This window comes from Streptomyces sp. NPDC040622, assembly GCF_055593965.1.
This window is the reverse complement of record NZ_JBVIXD010000019.1, coordinates 1-17488: the sequence shown is the minus strand read 5'-3', so window position 1 is coordinate 17488 and position 17488 is coordinate 1. Positions and strand designations below refer to the sequence as shown.

The window sequence follows — 17488 nt, the reverse complement described above, 5'->3', positions numbered from 1 at the left end:
ACGACCCGGGTCACGCTCCGGCGTAGTGCACCCGGATCAACTCGGCCGAATCAGCGGCGTCCAGTTCAATACCGAACTCCCGGTCGAGAAGATCCGTCAATTCGTGCACAGGAACGGTCCGTTCCTCCTTCGAGCCGTCGGGACGCACCACGGTGAAGTGATCGCCCACCAAAGCGCGGCGCACCTCGGGGCCGGCCTTCTGCACCACCGGGCGCCGGATGAACGCCGACCTGGGGTGGGTCGACGTGTAGTGGTTCAGCACTACGTAGTCGACGGGAAGCCGCCGCTCCAAGGTGTAGGCGTAGAGGTCGGACCAGCCGTCGGCGCGCCAAGTCCGCAGCGCCAGAACACCGTCGTCCTCCTGACGGAGGACGTAGCGCCAGTCTCCTTGCCGCACTTCCACGCCACTGCGCAGCGGGATCGGCTCAAGGAGCCCGTCGGCGCCGAAGCCGACATCGCAGTGCCATGCTTCGCCGTCCACCTCGACCTTCAGGAGCATGTGCGTCACCGCGCGCGTGGTCGACGTTCCGGCCCTGACCCGGGCCGCGAGCCCGGTGACGGCGAAGCCGATACGTTCCAGGGCGGCCGCGAAGAGCAGGTTCTGTTCGTAGCAGTAGCCACCGCGCCGCCTGTGCAGCATCTTGGCCTGCAGCGCCGGCAGGTCCAGCGGAACCGGGCGGCCGAGCATCATCTCCAGGTTCTCGAAGGGGATGGCCGCCACATGCTCTCTGTGAAGCACACGCAGGGTGTCCAGGTCAGGCTTGGTCCCTCCGGTGTGCCCGAGCCTCGCCAAGTAGGCATCGATGTCGAGATCGTCCGAGTTCCACGTCATAGGGGCATGATCTCCCCGCGGCCGGGGGACGTGCCAACGGGCCACACCCAGGGCGCGGTTGCCCGGCACTGATCAGGAACGCCACTCCGTTGTCAGTCGTACGCCGTAGCGTGGGTCTGGGACGTGCCTGGTGAGCCCGCAGCGACCAGGTCATGAGGAGTCACGAGGAGGGGGAAGCCCAATGAGCAGTGTCAGCAAGGGAATCAAGAAGGTCGAGATCGGGCTCAAGTGGGACCCGAGCCCGACGGGGCAGACACCCAACGATCTCGACATCATCGCCGCGACGTACGCGGCGGATGCCCCCTACGGCAGCCCCGTGTACCTGGTGCACTTCGACAGCCGCTCCCCCGACGGCACGATCACCCTCAACCGCGACAGCCGGACGGGACAGGGCTTCGGGTTCGACGAGGTCATGACCCTGGAGCTGGACCGCCTCGCGTCCACGATCACCCGGGTCGTGGTGGGCGTGGCCATACAGCAGCAGGCGGAGGAGAAGGTCTTCGGCGACATCGCCAACACCGCGGTCCGGATCCGCGAAGGCCACACGGACCTGGCCCAGATCGACCTCGCCGGTGTCTCCGGATACGCGGCCTCAACCGTCGCCGAGTTCATACGGGACGAGGCCGGGGCGTGGTCGTTCCGCGAAGTCGTCCGGGGCTTCGACGCCGATCCGACGTCGTTCGCGGCGCTCATGGGCGGCGATCACTGACCCCTCGGGGCACGACGGCCGGTTCCGGCGGCGAGAAGTCGGTGGCCATCCGGGGGAACGGGACGGCCCCGGGCAAGGGCGACGGCCACCGACTCCTGGCATTCGCCTTCCGGCGTGCGCCCATGCGTCGACGGCAGGTCCCGGATTCGTGTCGGCGCGCGACCCCGACTCGTCGACGGCAGGCTCACGATCGGGACACGCCCGCGGCCCCGATTGCGGCACCTTGTAGTCGCCGAGCCGGCGCCTCCGGCTGTCCCCGCCCCCCCGGCGCGCGTGGGGCCGGGTCCACTCCTCGCGGTCGAGCGCCCGGCATAGGTCGTCCCAGGCCCCCAAGACCCCCCTCACACACGCCGGAGGCGGTGGAGCCGCGCAAGCGACTCCACCGCCTCCAACAGGTACTTCACGCCTCAGCGGCGCCCAGGGTCAGCTGCAGCCGCTGGTCGAGCCGCAGCCCTCGCAGATGTAGCAGGAACCGGCCCGCTGCATCTTCGTGCCGCAGGAGAAGCAGAGCGGGGCGTCGGCCTGGATGCCCAGCTGCATCTCGACGAGCTCGGCGCTGGTGTGCGCCTGCTGCGGGGCGTCCTTGACCGTCTCGGCCTCCGCCTTCGGCGTGGCGACCGCCTTCAGCGACTCGGTCTGCCGCGGGGCGGACTGGGCCAGACCCTCGACGTCGACCTCGGACTCGTCCATGGAGGGCTCGTACGAACCGGTCTCCAGGTGGCGCTGACGCTCCTCGGCGGAGTGGATGCCGAGCGCGGAGCGCGTCTCGAAGGGCAGGAAGTCCAGCGCCAGGCGGCGGAAGATGTAGTCGACGATCGACTGTGCCATCCGCACGTCCGGGTCGTCCGTCATGCCGGCCGGCTCGAAGCGCATGTTCGTGAACTTGGAAACGTACGTCTCCAGGGGCACGCCGTACTGCAGACCGACCGAGACGGCGATGGAGAAGGCGTCCATCATGCCCGCGAGGGTCGAGCCCTGCTTGGACATCTTCAGGAAGACCTCGCCGAGACCGTCGTCCGGGTAGGAGTTGGCGGTCATGTAGCCCTCGGCGCCACCCACGGTGAAGGAGGTGGTGATGCCGGGACGCCCCTTCGGGAGGCGCTTGCGGACCGGGCGGTACTCGACCACCTTCTCGACCGCGGCACGGATCGTGTCCTCGGTCTTCTCGGTGATCTCAGCCTTGACCTCCTCCTTCTTCTTGGCGGAGAGAGGCTGGCCGACCTTGCAGTTGTCGCGGTAGATGGCGAGCGCCTTGACGCCCATCTTCCAGGCCTCGTAGTAGACCTCTTCGACGTCCTCGACGGTGGCGGTCTCGGGGAGGTTGACCGTCTTGGAGAGGGCGCCCGAGATCCACGGCTGGATCGCGGCCATCATGCGGACGTGGCCCATCGCCGAGATGGAGCGCTCGCCCATGGCGCAGTCGAAGACCTCGTAGTGCTCGGTCTTCAGACCCGGGGCGTCGATCACATTGCCGTTGTCGGCGATGTGGGCGACGATCGCCTCGATCTGCTCCTCCTGGTAGCCCAGGCGACGCAGGGCCTGCGGCACGGTGCCGTTGACGATCTGCATCGAGCCGCCGCCGACGAGCTTCTTGAACTTCACCAGGGCGAGGTCGGGCTCCAGGCCCGTGGTGTCGCAGGACATCGCGAGACCGATGGTGCCGGTCGGGGCGATGACCGATGCCTGAGAGTTACGGAAACCGTTCTTCTCACCGAGGCGGAGCACGTCCTGCCAGGCCTCCGTGGCCGCGGCCCAGACCGGCGTGTCCAGGTCGTCGATGCGGACGGCCGTGGCGTTGGCGTCGGAGTGCTGCTTCATGACGCGCTTGTGCGGGGTGGCGTTGCGGGCGTAGCCGTCATAGGGACCGACGACCGCGGCGAGCTCGGCGGACCGCTTGTACGAGGTACCCGTCATCAGCGACGTGATGGCGCCGGCCAGGGAGCGGCCGCCGTCGGAGTCGTACGCGTGACCGGTGGCCATCAGCAGGGCGCCGAGGTTGGCGTAGCCGATGCCCAGCTGGCGGAAGGCGCGGGTGTTCTCGCCGATCTTCTGGGTCGGGAAGTCCGCGAAGCAGATCGAGATGTCCATCGCGGTGATGACCAGCTCGACGACCTTGGAGAAGCGCTCGGCGTCGAAGGACTGGTTGCCCAGGCCGTCGTCCTTGAGGAACTTCATCAGGTTCAGCGAGGCGAGGTTGCAGGACGTGTTGTCCAGGTGCATGTACTCGCTGCACGGGTTCGAGCCGTTGATGCGGCCGGACTCCGGGCAGGTGTGCCAGGCGTTGATGGTGTCGTCGTACTGGATGCCGGGGTCGGCACAGGCCCACGCGGCCTCGGCCATCTTGCGGAAGAGCGACTTGGCGTCGACCTCCTCGATGACGTCGCCCGTCATGCGGGACGTCAGGCCGAACTTGCCGCCCTCCTCGACCGCCTTCATGAACGTGTCGTTCACGCGGACCGAGTTGTTGGCGTTCTGGTACTGGACGGACGTGATGTCGTCGCCGCCCAGGTCCATGTCGAAGCCCGCGTCGCGCAGGGCGCGGATCTTCTCCTCTTCCTTCACCTTGGTCTCGATGAAGCCCTCGATGTCGGGGTGGTCGACGTCGAGGATGACCATCTTGGCCGCGCGGCGCGTGGCGCCACCGGACTTGATCGTTCCTGCGGAGGCGTCGGCACCGCGCATGAAGGAGACGGGACCCGAGGCGTTGCCTCCGGAGGACAGCAGTTCCTTGGAGGAACGGATGCGGGAGAGGTTCAGGCCGGCACCGGAGCCGCCCTTGAAGATCATGCCCTCTTCCTTGTACCAGTCGAGGATCGACTCCATGGAGTCGTCGACGGCCAGGATGAAGCAGGCGGAAACCTGCTGCGGCTGGGGCGTTCCGACGTTGAACCAGACCGGCGAGTTGAAGCTGAAGATCTGGTGCAGGAGGGCGTACGCCAGCTCGTGCTCGAAGATCTCGGCGTCGGCGGGCGAGGCGAAGTAGTTGTAGTCCTCACCGGCCTTGCGGTAGGTCTTCACGATGCGGTCGATCAGCTGCTTGAGGCCGGTCTCGCGCTGCGGGGTACCGACGGCCCCGCGGAAGTACTTGCTGGTGACGATGTTGACCGCGTTCACCGACCAGAAGTCGGGGAACTCGACGCCACGCTGCTCGAAGTTGATCGAGCCGTCGCGCCAGTTGGTCATGACGACGTCACGGCGCTCCCAGGCCACCTCGTCGTACGGATGCACGCCGGGCGTCGTGTGGATGCGCTCGATACGCAGACCCTTGTTGGCCTTGGTTCCCTTGGCGCGGGAACCTCGTGCCGGGCCGCTCGTCGTCTCGGTCATGCCGCCTCCCTGTATCAGGCTAAAACGCCCTGAAGTGCCACGTTGTTCCCCGTGGCACGGATGTGTGTCTGATGTTGCGGGCATCACGAATGACGCCCTCAACAGGTCTGGTTCGCCGCCGGCCGGTCGGTAAGCCGGTCAGTCGGCGGCGGTGGCGGGCACCGGGACTTCGACAGTCCCTCCGGGCCCGCTGTCATTCACGACGCGCTCTCCGCCCGCGTCGCGCGGCTCCGCGTCGAGCCGCTGTTCCCTCAGCTCCCCGATGGCAGCCTCGAAGTCCTCGAGCGAGTCGAAGGCCCGGTACACGGACGCGAAGCGCAGGTAGGCGACCAGGTCGAGCTCCTGCAGCGGACCGAGTATGGCAAGGCCCACGTCGTGCGTGGTCAGTTCGGCGCTCCCGGTGGCCCGCACGGCCTCTTCGACCCGCTGGCCGAGCAGAGCGAGGGCGTCCTCGGTCACCGGCCGCCCCTGGCATGCCTTGCGGACGCCATTGATGACCTTCGTACGACTGAAGGGTTCGGTCACGCCGCTGCGCTTGACCACCATCAGTGAGCACGTCTCCACGGTCGTGAAACGACGGGAGCAGTCTGGGCACTGACGGCGCCTGCGGATCGACGTGCCGTCGTCAGTGGTGCGGCTGTCGACTACGCGACTGTCGGGGTGCCTGCAGAAGGGGCAGTGCATGGAACTCCCAACCCTCCTTCACGGCACGACTCATAAGCCTCAACGGACCCTGGGGGCCCTCGAAGCAGCCCCAAGCATAGGCGATCCCCGAGCCCCTGAAAGACCAGGGACCACAACTTCTGGGCTGCTGCCGCAATCCAACCACTAGATCTGGGGTTTGGCCGCTTTTTCGACCCCGCGCGTGTCGTCCCGCCCCAGGCGGCGCCGGGCGCACTCAGCCGTCACTCGCGCCGCTCGGCACGGGGGCCGGTGCGGGGTTGACGGGGCGCCGGGTGGCAAGATGGAGACCCCACCGAGGGGCTCATCGTCCCGGCGGTGAAGCGTACCGTAATGAACCGAAATGCCGTTCGGCCCGAGCGTGAGCCATACACCCAAACACATGATCACGATAGGTAATCTGCGGTTTTTCACTCGAACGTGTGTTTGGCGCAACCTTTCGAAAGCAACTACCGTTGGCTAGCTAGGGAGAGAACATCTCGAGAGGGGCCGACCGACGTGACCACCACCGCAGACAGCGCCACCATCACTGCCCAGGACCGCTCCCAGAGCCGACTCGAGCCGGTGCATGCCATGAATGACGCAGCCACGAACCAGGAGGGGCCCAAGCCCACCCGCTCCCTGCCGGGCCGACCTCCAGGCATCCGGGCGGACAGCTCGGGACTCACGGACCGGCAGCGCCGGGTCATCGAGGTGATCAGGGACTCCGTGCAGCGACGCGGTTACCCGCCGTCGATGCGGGAGATCGGACAAGCCGTCGGCCTCTCCAGCACCTCCTCGGTCGCCCATCAGCTGATGGCCCTGGAACGCAAGGGCTTCCTGCGCCGCGACCCGCACCGCCCGCGCGCGTACGAGGTGCGGGGCTCGGACCAGCCGAGCAGCCAGCCCACCGACACCGCGGGCAAGCCCGCCGCTTCGTACGTGCCGCTCGTCGGCCGTATCGCGGCCGGTGGGCCGATCCTCGCCGAGGAGTCGGTGGAGGACGTCTTCCCCCTCCCCCGGCAGCTCGTCGGCGACGGTGAGCTCTTCGTGCTGAAGGTCGTCGGTGACTCGATGATCGAAGCGGCGATCTGCGACGGCGACTGGGTCACCGTGCGCCGCCAGCCCGTCGCGGAGAACGGCGACATCGTGGCCGCCATGCTGGACGGCGAAGCCACCGTCAAGCGCTTCAAGCGCGAGGACGGACACGTCTGGCTCCTCCCGCACAACTCCGCGTACCAGCCGATCCCCGGCGACGAGGCGACGATCCTCGGCAAGGTCGTGGCGGTGCTGCGGCGGGTGTGAGACACCGCCCCTGACCGGGCCCCGGAACCAACTGCGCCGGTTCCGGGGCCCTGCCGCGTCCGGCAGTGGCAGCCCCGGCTCCCCGGAGCGCCGGGGGGGAACAAATCCGTCCGGCCCGCGGGACTCCGCGGGCTACGCCTCCTCGGCCTTCGCCGCGGCGTCGATCGCGGCCAGCGAGCGGCGCGCTTGATTACGGTCCGTCGTGTACCAGAAATCGGGCAGCGAGGCCCGCAGATAGCTGCCGTAGCGCGCGGTGGCCAGCCGGGGGTCCAGGACGGCGACCACACCGCGGTCCCCCGACGCTCGTACGAGACGTCCCGCGCCCTGCGCCATCAGCAGTGCCGCGTGCGTCGCCGCGACCGCCATGAAGCCGTTGCCACCCGCGTCGTCGACCGCCTTCTGGCGGGCGCTCATCAGCGGATCGTCAGGACGCGGGAACGGAATCTTGTCCATGATCACCAGCTGGCAGCTGGTGCCCGGCACATCGACGCCCTGCCAGAGCGAGAGCGTCCCGAAGAGGCACGTCTTCGAGTCCGCCGCGAAGCCCTTGATCAGCTCGCCCAGGGTCTCCTCGCCCTGCAGCAGGATGGGCACGTCGAGGCGCTCCCGCAGCTCCTCCGCCGCGCTCTGGGCCGCGCGCATGGAGGAGAACAGGCCGAGGGTGCGCCCGCCGGCCGCCTCGATCAGCTCGGCCAGCTCATCGAGCATGTCGCTGCGGGTGCCCTCGCGTCCCGGACGGGCCAGGTGCTTGGCGACGTACAGGATGCCCTGTTTGCCGTAGTCGAACGGCGAGCCGACGTCGAGGCCCTTCCAGACGGGTACGTCCTCGGCCTCGGTGCCCTCCGGAGACAGGCCGAGCGAGGCCCCCACGCCGTTGAAGTCACCGCCGAGCTTGAGCGTGGCGGAGGTGAGAATCACCGAACGGTCGGCGAAGAGCTTCTCCCGCAGGAGCCCCGACACGGACATGGGCGCCACGCGCACGGAGGCACCGAAGCGGTCGTGCCGCTCGTACCAGATGACGTCGTACTCGGAGCCGTTCGTGATGCGCTCCGCCACGTCGTGGATCGACTCCACGGAGGCGAGCGCCTGCTTACGGACCGCGTCCTCGTCCTGGACCGACTTGTCCCGGGTCGAGCCGATCGCCGTGATGACCGTGCGCGCCGCGTCCCGCAGGGCCATCAGCGCGTACCCGAGGTCCTCGGGGACCTCTTCCAGGCGGCCCGGCAGGGCCAGCTCCATCACCCGTTCGAAGCCCTCCGAGGCGGTCTGGAGCTGGTCCGCCGCCTTTTCGTTGACGAGCTTCGCCGCGCGGCGCACCGCGCGGTTGACCTGCCCCGGGGTGAGCTCGCCCGTGGCCACGCCCGTGACACGGGAGACCAGCTCGTGGGCCTCGTCCACGATCAGCACCTCGTGCTGGGGCAGGACGGGTGCGCCCTCGATGGCGTCGATGGCCAGCAGTGCGTGGTTCGTGACGACGACGTCGGAGAGCTTGGCGCGCTCGCGGGCCGCCTCGGCGAAACACTCCGCACCGTAGGCGCACTTCGACGCGCCCAGGCATTCCCTGGAGGAGACGGAGATCTGGGACCAGGCCCGGTCGGACACGCCGGGGGTGAGGTCGTCCCGGTCGCCGGTCTCGGTCTCGTCCGCCCAGTCCCGCATCCGCAGGAGGTCCTGGCCCAGCTTGCTGGTGGGGGCGGCCGCCTCGAACTGGTCGAAGAGCCCCTCCTCCTCGTCCTGCGGCACGCCTTCGTGGAGGCGGTGCAGGCACAGGTAGTTCGAGCGGCCCTTGAGCATCGCGTACTGGGGGCGACGGCGCAGCAGCGGATGCAGCGCGTCCACCGTGCGTGGCAGGTCCCGCTCCACCAGCTGGCGCTGCAGGGCGAGGGTGGCCGTCGCGATCACCACGCGCTCGCCGTGCGCCAGGGCCGGCACGAGATAGCCGAGGGATTTGCCGGTTCCGGTGCCGGCCTGGACCAGCAGGTGGGAACCGTCGTCGATCACCTGGGCGACGGTCTCGGCCATGGACACCTGGCCAGGGCGTTCCGTGCCGCCGACGGCGGTGACGGCGGCGTGCAGGAGCTCGGTGAGGGAGGGCTTCGTCATAGCGCGACCACCCTACGGTGCCCCACTGACAATCCGGCGATCACGGCTGGTGGAGGGGGTTGGCCACGGTGCCGTGCACGGCGGCGTGCGGACGCTCCGAGCGGTCGCGGTAACCGTCGAGGTGGAGACGGTTCCGGTTCAGGCAGAGCCGCTCGATACGGGGAGTGAGCAGGTCGAACATCTCGTACCGTTCCTTCAGCTCCGGGGCATTCGCCTGGTACCGGAGGATCTCCGCCCGTACGAAGCCCCAGAAGTCGGTCTCCGGCACGCTGAGTTGTTCCTCGCACAGAGGCGCCAGGTATCGGAAGACGCCCACGAAAAGACCCGAGTGGATGAACTGCGTGAGAAACCCGGGGGGCTCGGTGAGCAGTACGTCGCGCACGTCGTCCGGCATCGAGTCCTGCTCGGGCAACGGCACGGCGCTCACGTTGACGTCGTCCACGAAGTCCTTCACCGCGAGCCGGACGGGCACGTCCTGGTCGTCGAAGACGACGATGGTGTTCTCCCCGTGAGGGGAGAACACGGTGCCGTACCGGTAGAGGAAGTGCAGCAGCGGGGGAAGCAGAGCGCTGAAGAGCCGGCGCAGCCAGGCCTCGGGAGCCAGCCCGGAACGTTGCACGAGCTCGGCGACGAAGGCGCGGCCTGCGGGATCGGTGTGCGCGAGCGAGGCGAGGGTGCGGGCACGTTCGCCGGGGGCGAGGTAGCGGCCGATCGGCTCGCGCCAGATGGCGCCGAGCAGTTCCCTGTACTGGTAGGGGACTTCGGGCAGGCCGTCGTACACGGGGTGTTCGACGGCGACCGAGGCGACTTCGCCGAGCAGGATCACCCCGCATTCTTCACGCAGGAACGGGTCCGCGTCGCGCAGGGCGTGCATCCACGCGGTGACGGCGGGCGCGGCGATCGTGCGTTCGGTGGGCAGGCCGCGCCACACGAGGGTGTTGAGGACCGACAGCGGAAGCTTCACGGTGTGGCGGTCGGGGCGGGACATGTTGAGGAACGTACGGATCGACTGTTGCGGAAGGCGCAGATCCCCGTCGCTGCAGAGCGGAACGATGGCGTCCGAGGCCACGGACGGCGCGAAGAGAGGCAGCACGATCTCGTCCCACTGCCAGGGGTGCACGGGCAGGTAGAGGTACTCCCCCGGGTCGAGTCCGCGTGCGCGGATTAAGTGCGCGAAGGATTCCCGGGTGTCCTCGGCGAGTTCACGGGCGTAGAGCTGCTGCGCGGTGTCGAGCCCCGCGACGCCTCGGTAGGTGGCGAGGGTGGTGTGGACGGCGATCCAGGGAAGGGTCGTGGAGCGCCGGGCTTCGGGCACCCACCGGTCGGTGTCACCGGCGGAGAATCCGATCCGTCCCTTGTTGAGGACGAGCCAGGGATGGCCGGTCTGGTGGCCTTCGAGTTCGGCGTAGCCGAGGTCGGCGAGTTGCGCGGCGCCGAGAGCCGTGTGGCCGATGCGCACGTCGGCGCTGAGCGTGACGGTGAGCTCACGGATGAGATGGCCGAGCGTGGCGCCGTCCAGGCCCAGGGTCCGGCGGGCCAGCACGAGGAATCGCAGGGGGTCGCCGAAGGGGAGGGCGGGCCCGTCGCCCTCAGCCAGGGCGAGACTTGCCGGGTCCACGTACCAACTGCCGTACGAGCCGCGGCGGGCGCGGAAGATGAGGCAGGCGTCCTGTCGCCCGGTCAGTGCGGGGGCCGGTGCGGGTGCCGATGCCAGTGCGGCGGCCATGCCCTGTTCGGCAAGCTTGGGCGCATCGTCCTCTTCGGTCGACTCGGACGCGTCGTCCTCTGCGGTCGGCTCGGGGACCCCGTCCTGTTCGGCCGGCTCCGAGCCCCCGTCCTGTTCGGCCGGCTCGGAGACCCCGTCCTGTTCGGCCGGTTCGAGGGGGAGCAGGTAGGTGTCCACCCGCCCCTCCCCTGCCGGTACGGGCCGGATGACTTCCTCGTACGCGAACTCGCCGATCATCTTGGCCAGCAGGCGGCGCCCGGCCTCCCGCCATCTGTCCTGGTTCAGCTCGGGCGGGGCATGCAGCTCGGCGGCGGGGCGAAGAATCTGGCTGGCGGACGGATTCGGCACGGGGACTCCTCAGGGAGGGAACCGGATCGGGGCGAGCGGTGTACTAAGAGTGACCGGGTCAGAGCACGGCGCGCAGGGCCCGGTCACGGACCATGAGCGCCGCGCGTTTGTCGGGCAGATCCAGCTCGGCGGAGAAGCGGAAGCCGGCGCTCAGGAATGCGGAGACGGAGGGGGTGTTGCGCAGGTCGGGTTCTGCTACGACACGTGCGCAGGCGGGGCGGTGGTCGAGCACCAGGTCGGCGACGGCTCTCAGCAAGGACGTGCCGAGGCCCCTGCCACGGTCCGCGACACCACCGACCAGGAGGTGAATTCCGGTGTCGTGCGGGCGTGAAGGGTAGTGCCGGGCGAGCGGGTCGAGGTCCGCCCGGTAGATCTCCCAGTAGCTCATCGGCATGCCCTCCAGCACGCCCAGGCAGGGGACGCTGCGCCCGTCTCCGTCGAGCTGGGTGCGCAGGTGATCCTCTGTGACGCCTTCGGGTCCGGCCAGTTCCCAGAAGGCGGTCACGGCCGGGTCGTTCATCCAGCGGCTGATCAGTGGCAGGTCGCGTGCGAGGCGTACGGGGACGAGCTGGAAGACGCCGGCGGCGGTGGTGACGGGGCCCCAGCCGCCGACGCCGTCCAGGAGATCGTCCGTCGCCGTGGCATCGCGCCCGTCGCTCTCGGCCAGCAGGGCGACGAGCTCGTCGGACAGACGCAGGTCGAGGGTGTCTGTGCAGTCGGAGCCGGCTGCGGCGGATTCTGTCCCGGCGTCGGTGCTCGCATCGGTGGGAGGCACGGCGTCGCTCCTGTCAGAAGAGGTGGGTCATGTTCCTCAGGAATGAAGGGGGTTGGCGATGGTGACGTAGACGGACTGGGTGTCGACCGGGCCGACGAGTTCGTCGAGGCCGTGCAGCCGGGTCAGCAGGTTGGCCTTGCACCGCAGCACCGGTGAGTCGAGCAAGGTCGCGGGCAGCGAGGTGCGCAGCCTGTCCGGTCCCGACGCGGCATCGCCGAGGAAGCGGCGGAAGGCGGCGAGCAGCAACCGTTCGTCCGCGAGCCGTTCGGCACCGAGCGCACCGATGAGGCCGAGGACGTTGTTGATGCCGAGGTAGTAGGCGAACCGCTCGTCCGCCACCTCGTCGGAGACGAAGGTGTCGCTCTCCCGGCCGAGGCCCGGAAGCCGCCGCTCGAGGTCGGCACGCCGGGATTCGCGGAAGTAGTAGCCCTGGTTGTCGCGGTAGCGGCCGCCCACGGGCCACCCCTCGGGGTCGAGCAGGAGGAGGGTGTTCTGCTGGTGTGCCTCGAGGGCGACGCCTGCCTCGCTGTCCAACCACAGCACGGGGCGGACGACGATCTCGAGGTAGCGCAGGAACCACTCGGCGGCAACGGCGCCGCGGGGACGTCCCGTTCGTCCGGCGAGGCGCGTGATCGTCTCGCCGAGCCGGGACCGCATCACCGGCCGGTCCTGGCAGGCGGGCAGCGCCGACGGCCGAGGCGAGACGAGTCCGGCGATGCACGTGGCGTCGTCACCGGGGCCGAAGGGGTTGTGCCGGATCATGACGTCGAGCCCGGCCACGGGCGTGCCGTCGGAGCCGGTGACGGCGAGCCAGGCGGGGTCGCGGACCACGTCGAAGCAGGGGTGGGCCGACTGCCACGCTTCCCCGAGGCCGCTGCGCAGCAGGCGGTGCACCTCGACGCCGCGGTGGAGTTCCTTGCGGAGGTTCTCCCGACGGGAGTTGGTGATGCGCAGACCGAGCGAGAGCTTCAGCATGGCGGCCGCGCCCGAACGGTAGAGCGTGCGCACGGAGGAGGTGGGGGACCAGGGGGTGCCGTGTGGGCCGAGGTCACGGAGGAGTCCGGCGTCGAGGAGCTCGGCGGTCGAGGGGCGGTGCCGGAGCTCGCGGATCTGCCAGGGATGCACGGGCAGGGCGACGAAGTCGTCCGGGAGCGGCAGGTCCGAGCCGGCGAGCCGGGCGGTGAGCCGGTCGGCGGGGACCGTGCGCCCGCGCTCGGTCCAGGCCGAGTCGGAGGCGAGTACGGAGCGGTCGACGGCCAGCCAGTGCAGAGGGAAGGCGCCGCGCATCTCCGGTGAGTAGAGGCGGGATTCGGTGTCGGACAGGCCCTCGCGGCTCTTGGGGGTCGGATGCAGGGGGTGCCCGAGGAGCAGTGACTGTTCGGCGGCGAGAAAGAGATCGGTCTCGTCGATGGGCCTGTTGCGGCGGTCGGCGATGAACTCGGCCGTGCGCCGGACCGAGTCGGCGACCCGTCCGACCAGGTCGGCGCCGTCGACCGGATCGGGCGCTCCACGCGTGCCGGACAGGTCGGCAGCGTCAACGGCGTCAGCGGCACCTTCCGTATGTGCCACGGCACCCGGTCCGGCCTGGTCGCCCGCCCCGGCCGGATCGCCGAGGGCGGCTGCCTCGTTCCGGGCCGGCCCAGTCGACCCGGCCGGCCCAGTCGACCCGCTCGTGCCCGGTGCCTGCGATTCCGTGGCGCGGCGGGCGGTCTCGCGGCCGAGGAGGGCGGCGACGGTGACGGCGTCCACGGGCGGGGCGGTCGCCGGGCCTTCCTCCAGGTAGGGGAGGCTGAAGCGGTGCCAGCCGGTGGCCGACCAGTAGTGCACGGGGACGAGCAGGGCGGTTCCGCTGGCCTCGAGAGGAATCCGCAGGACACCGCGGTCCGGGGCGGGGAGGTTGTTCTCCCTGACCCAGCAGCGCAGGAGGTTCTCGACGGCCGCCGCCTGTGCGGCGGTGTGCGGGTCGGGGTGCTCCAGCAGGTCGGTGGAGGCGCCGCGCAGGCGCTCGGCCTCCTGGCCGCCACCCTTCTGCCGGGGGACCGTACCGGACTCCGCCACCGTGGAGGTGTGCGCGCCGCACGCGTCTGGGGCGTGGGGGTGGGGCCGGCCTTCGGATGCGGGGGTGGCGTTCAAGAGGGCTTCCTTGTGAGGTTGTTCGGGGCTCCGCGCGGCGGTGGGCCGGTGCGCGCCCGGTGGTTCACGTCCGCCGAGAGCGGCTCCGGTCCGTCGTGGCTATCCGCGGTGGGTCCTCGCCGCGGTGACCAGCGCGTCGGCCAGGCGGTCGAGGACCGCCACCGCCTGTTCGTCGGTGATGGTCAGAGGAGGAAGGAGGCGTACGACGCTGGAGTGACGGCCACCGAGTTCGACGATGAGGCCACGGCGCAGGCACTCGCGCTGCACCGCCGCGGCCAGTTCGGGGGCCGGTGGGCGGGGCCGGGCGGCAGGAAGATCGTCCGAAAAGGCGTCCGAGCGGCCGGGAAAGACGTCCGGACGGTCGGGTGCCGTCTGGGCACGGGTGGGGCCCGCCGAGCCCTCGGGGTGCCCGCCCCGCGCGTCGGCACAGGGCGCCAGAACCGCCTCCGACACCGTTCCCCGCTCATGGGCCACATCCACTCCCGAGCCTTGCCCCAACCCCGACGAAGGGACCAACTGCGAAGCAGGATCCACCAGTTCCACGCCGATCATCAAACCCCGGCCGCGCACTTCACCGATGCAGGGGTGATCCTCGGCCAGGGAACGGAGTTGGGCGAGCATGTGGGCGCCGAGGGTGGCGGCGCGTTCTGCGAGGCCGTTCTCGCGGACGAACGTGAGGGTCGCGGCGCCCGCGGCCATGGCGAGTTGGTTGCCGCGGAAGGTGCCTGCGTGGGCGCCGGGCGGCCAGACGTCGAGGTCGTCCCGGTAGACCACGACGGCCAGCGGGAGACTGCCGCCGATCGCTTTGGAGAGCACCATCACGTCCGGGACGACTCCGCTGTGCTCCACGGCCCAGAACGCGCCCGTGCGCCCGACACCGGTCTGCACCTCGTCCGCGATGAGCGGGATGTCGCGTGCGGCGGTGATCTCGCGCATCCGGCGCAGCCAGGAATCGGGAGCCGGGAAGACCCCTCCCTCGCCCTGGACCGGTTCGAGGATCATGCCGGCCGGTACCGGGACGCCCGACTTGGTGTCGTCGAGGAGGTTCTCGGTCCACCGGGCGGAGAGTTCGGCGCCGCGGGCACCGCCGAGGCCGAACGGGCAGCGGTAGTCCTGCGGGTAGGGCAGGCGCGTGACGCGTACGCCGGGTGCGCCGCCGGAGACTTCGAGCGCCCCGGCCGTCATCCCGTGATATGCGCCGGTGAAGGCGAACATGCCGTCGCGACCGGTGGCGGCGCGGACCAGTTTGAGCGCCGCCTCCACCGCGTCCGTACCGGCGGGGCCACAGAACTGGATGCGCGCGCGGTCGGCCAGGCCACGCGGCAGTGTCTGGAACAGCTCGGTGGTGAAAGCGTCCTTGACGGGCGTGGCCAGGTCGAGGACGTGCAGCGGTGCCCCGGAGTCGAGGACTTTCCTGATCGCTTCGAGCACCACGGGGTGATTGTGGCCGAGGGCCAGGGTGCCGGCGCCGGAGAGACAGTCGAGGTAGCGCCGCCCGTCGGCACCCTCGATGGTCAGGCCGCGGGCGCGGACCGGCACGATCGGCAGGGCGCGCGCGTAGGTGCGTGCCGCCGATTCGCGCGCCGACTGGCGCCGCAGGATCCCCTCCTGTGCCGCGGATGCCGCGGAGGGCGCCGGAGTGTCCGCTTGGGCGTGCGCCGCCGCGTGCGTCTCTGCGTCCGGTGCGGTCCGCCGCGCGGACCGAGGTGTGCTCTGTGGCGCGGACTGAGGTGCGATCCGCGCGGTGGAATGCGGTGCGGACTGCGCCGCGGAGGGCGTTACGGAATCTTCCGCGGACACTGCCGCGGGCGCAGGCTCGATCACGGCCACGACTGTTGGTCCTCCCGCTGGGGACGAGCGCGCCGGTCCGAAGGCGGCTCCGGGGAGCTCCATGTGGGCAAACGCGCGGGCGAGTTGGCAGGGGAATGAACGCAGGACGCGACTCCCCCGTACGTACCAACGACGAGGGCTCCGGGGGATCACGGGTCAACGGAAGATCCTTGCCGTGACGGAACCGTTGCCGTTCCGTCGGCCGTCCCCAACGGCACCGGCATAGTGTGGGGGCCGTTCATCAGCGACCGGTGCACCGCTCCCCCGCGCAAACCCGAGCAAATCCTGCGAAGGGGCCCGCACCGGTGGCAACGGGTGCTCCGCACCCGGATGTCCAGCACTTTGGAACGATTTCGAGGCCCAGGGGGATTCTCACGATGCGACCCATACGTCCGCTCTTCACCGTTCGCAGTGGGAGGAGTGTGCGCAGCAGAACGTCCCCCGTGGCTGCTGTGGCGCTCGGCGCGGCGCTCGTCCTGACGGCCACGGCCTGCGGCCCCAGTGAGGACAACGCCGGCGGCGACTCGTCCTCGTCGCAGCCCGGCGGCAGCAACGGCGACGACAAGATCAGGATCCCGGACGCCTGGAAGGACAAGCTCAAGGAAAACGGGATCGATCTGGACGAGTGGAAGAACGGCGCCTGGAAGAACTGGAACAAGGACGACTGGCTCCGCGAGGCGGGCGACTTCGTCAACCCGATCATCGAGGACCTCTGGGACCCGGACAGGATGCGCGACGCCGACAAGAACCCGGACCGGGGCGTCGACGACAACGACATCTCCGGTGACCAGGGCGTCACCGACCCGACCCCCAAGCCCGTGGAGGCGGCCGCCGTGAAGGCGCCGTACCATGACCAGGTCGCCGAGTCGGGCAAGCTCTTCTTCGACAGCCCCGAGGGTTCGATGGTCTGCTCCGCGACCGTCGTGAAGGACCCGGCCCACCCGGGCAAGTCCAACATGGTGTGGACCGCGGGCCACTGCGTGCACGCGGGCGCCAAGGGCGGCTGGTACCGCAACATGATCTTCGTTCCCTCGTACAACGACAGCGGCAAGTCGGCCGAGGAACTGCAGAACGCCCCCAAGGAAGAGGTCGCTCCCTACGGCGTCTGGTGGGGCGACTGGGCGCAGACCTCCGACCAGTGGATCGAACAGGGCGGTCCCACGGGCGGCAAGGGCGCCCCGTACGACTTCGCGGTCATCCACGTGAAGCCCGAGAAGGGCAGCGAGGGCAAGTCCCTCGAGGAGACGGTCGGTTCCGCGCTCCCGGTGGACTTCAACGCCCCGGCCGTGCCCCGGATCGACACGATGACGGCCACCGGCTACCCGGCGGCGCCGCCGTTCGACGGCCAGAAGCTGTTCCAGTGCGCGGACAAGCCCGGCCGGCTCTCGCTGACCAAGGCCGACCCGACGATGTACCGCGTCGGCTGCACCATGACCGGCGGTTCGTCCGGCGGCGGCTGGGTCGCCAAGGGCCAGGACGGCAAGCAGGCCCTGGTGTCGAACACCTCCATCGGCCCGGTGACGGCGGGCTGGCTGGCCGGCCCGCGCCTGGGCAAGGAGGCCAAGGGCATCTACTCGGCGGTCAGCAAGAAGTTCGCCGACAAGTAGAGCCGACAAGTAGACACGTACGGCGGCGGGGGGGGGACCTCCGAAAGGCAAGCGCCCCCCCCCCCCCCCCTGCCAGCCAACGCCACGCAACCGTCCTGCCCCCCCACAACAAACAAAGGTCCCCCCCCCGCCA

At 69.8% G+C, this 17488-nt stretch carries 11 protein-coding genes; 3 read left to right on the top strand and 8 right to left on the bottom strand.

Features of this window, described 5'->3' with window-relative positions:
* Nucleotides 1-10 precede the first annotated feature (10 nt).
* Nucleotides 11-832: an arylamine N-acetyltransferase family protein gene (locus ACZ592_RS36865; RefSeq protein WP_471586103.1), complete on the bottom strand. Its 822-nt coding sequence runs from the start codon at nucleotides 830-832 to the stop codon at nucleotides 11-13.
* A gap of 130 nt (nucleotides 833-962) precedes the next feature.
* Here ACZ592_RS36865 and ACZ592_RS36860 point away from each other — a divergent pair, with 130 nt between their 5' ends.
* Entirely contained in the window at nucleotides 963-1541 is a 579-nt protein-coding gene (locus ACZ592_RS36860; RefSeq protein WP_471586102.1) for a TerD family protein, read from the top strand.
* A 423-nt stretch (nucleotides 1542-1964) separates the two neighbouring features.
* Here the strand turns inward: ACZ592_RS36860 and ACZ592_RS36855 are convergent, their stop codons facing one another.
* A complete protein-coding gene (locus tag ACZ592_RS36855; protein ID WP_471586101.1) occupies nucleotides 1965-4868 on the bottom strand; it encodes a vitamin B12-dependent ribonucleotide reductase in 2904 nt (967 codons plus the stop codon).
* Nucleotides 4869-5006: 138 nt separating this feature from the next.
* Complete coding sequence (gene nrdR / locus ACZ592_RS36850) at nucleotides 5007-5552, bottom strand: transcriptional regulator NrdR (RefSeq protein ID WP_471586100.1); 546 nt, start codon at nucleotides 5550-5552, stop codon at nucleotides 5007-5009.
* A gap of 495 nt (nucleotides 5553-6047) precedes the next feature.
* Here nrdR and lexA point away from each other — a divergent pair, with 495 nt between their 5' ends.
* A complete protein-coding gene (lexA, locus tag ACZ592_RS36845) occupies nucleotides 6048-6833 on the top strand; it encodes a transcriptional repressor LexA (RefSeq protein ID WP_135333994.1) in 786 nt (261 codons plus the stop codon).
* A 132-nt stretch (nucleotides 6834-6965) separates the two neighbouring features.
* Here the strand turns inward: lexA and ACZ592_RS36840 are convergent, their stop codons facing one another.
* From ACZ592_RS36840 to ACZ592_RS36820, 5 genes are all read right to left on the bottom strand, one after another.
* Nucleotides 6966-8936, bottom strand: coding sequence for an ATP-dependent DNA helicase (locus ACZ592_RS36840; protein WP_471586099.1), 1971 nt, complete (start codon nucleotides 8934-8936; stop codon nucleotides 6966-6968).
* Nucleotides 8937-8976: 40 nt separating this feature from the next.
* The gene (locus tag ACZ592_RS36835; protein ID WP_471586139.1) at nucleotides 8977-10899 is read right to left on the bottom strand and encodes an IucA/IucC family protein; all 1923 of its coding nucleotides are present in this window, start codon (nucleotides 10897-10899) and stop codon (nucleotides 8977-8979) included.
* A gap of 169 nt (nucleotides 10900-11068) precedes the next feature.
* Nucleotides 11069-11785, bottom strand: coding sequence for a GNAT family N-acetyltransferase (locus ACZ592_RS36830; protein WP_471586098.1), 717 nt, complete (start codon nucleotides 11783-11785; stop codon nucleotides 11069-11071).
* Nucleotides 11786-11821: 36 nt separating this feature from the next.
* On the bottom strand, nucleotides 11822-13918 hold the full coding sequence (locus tag ACZ592_RS36825; protein WP_471586097.1) for an IucA/IucC family protein: 2097 nt from the start codon (nucleotides 13916-13918) through the stop codon (nucleotides 11822-11824).
* 99 nt (nucleotides 13919-14017) lie between these two features.
* Nucleotides 14018-15520 (bottom strand): diaminobutyrate--2-oxoglutarate transaminase family protein, encoded by a 1503-nt coding sequence (locus ACZ592_RS36820; RefSeq protein WP_471586138.1) that lies wholly within the window; start codon nucleotides 15518-15520, stop codon nucleotides 14018-14020.
* A gap of 605 nt (nucleotides 15521-16125) precedes the next feature.
* Here ACZ592_RS36820 and ACZ592_RS36815 point away from each other — a divergent pair.
* Complete coding sequence (locus tag ACZ592_RS36815; protein ID WP_471586096.1) at nucleotides 16126-17355, top strand: trypsin-like serine peptidase; 1230 nt, start codon at nucleotides 16126-16128, stop codon at nucleotides 17353-17355.
* Nucleotides 17356-17488 lie beyond the last annotated feature (133 nt).

What these genes read in the sequence shown, in the direction of transcription:
- ACZ592_RS36855 (WP_471586101.1), bottom strand. Translation starts at nt 4,868, where the DNA reads ATGACCGAGACGACGAGCGGCCCGGCACGAGGTTCCCGCGCCAAGGGA.
- ACZ592_RS36840 (WP_471586099.1), bottom strand. Translation starts at nt 8,936, where the DNA reads ATGACGAAGCCCTCCCTCACCGAGCTCCTGCACGCCGCCGTCACCGCC.
- ACZ592_RS36835 (WP_471586139.1), bottom strand. Translation starts at nt 10,899, where the DNA reads ATGATCGGCGAGTTCGCGTACGAGGAAGTCATCCGGCCCGTACCGGCA.
- ACZ592_RS36865 (WP_471586103.1), bottom strand. Translation starts at nt 832, where the DNA reads ATGACGTGGAACTCGGACGATCTCGACATCGATGCCTACTTGGCGAGG.
- nrdR (WP_471586100.1), bottom strand. Translation starts at nt 5,552, where the DNA reads ATGCACTGCCCCTTCTGCAGGCACCCCGACAGTCGCGTAGTCGACAGC.
- ACZ592_RS36815 (WP_471586096.1), top strand. Translation starts at nt 16,126, where the DNA reads ATGCGACCCATACGTCCGCTCTTCACCGTTCGCAGTGGGAGGAGTGTG.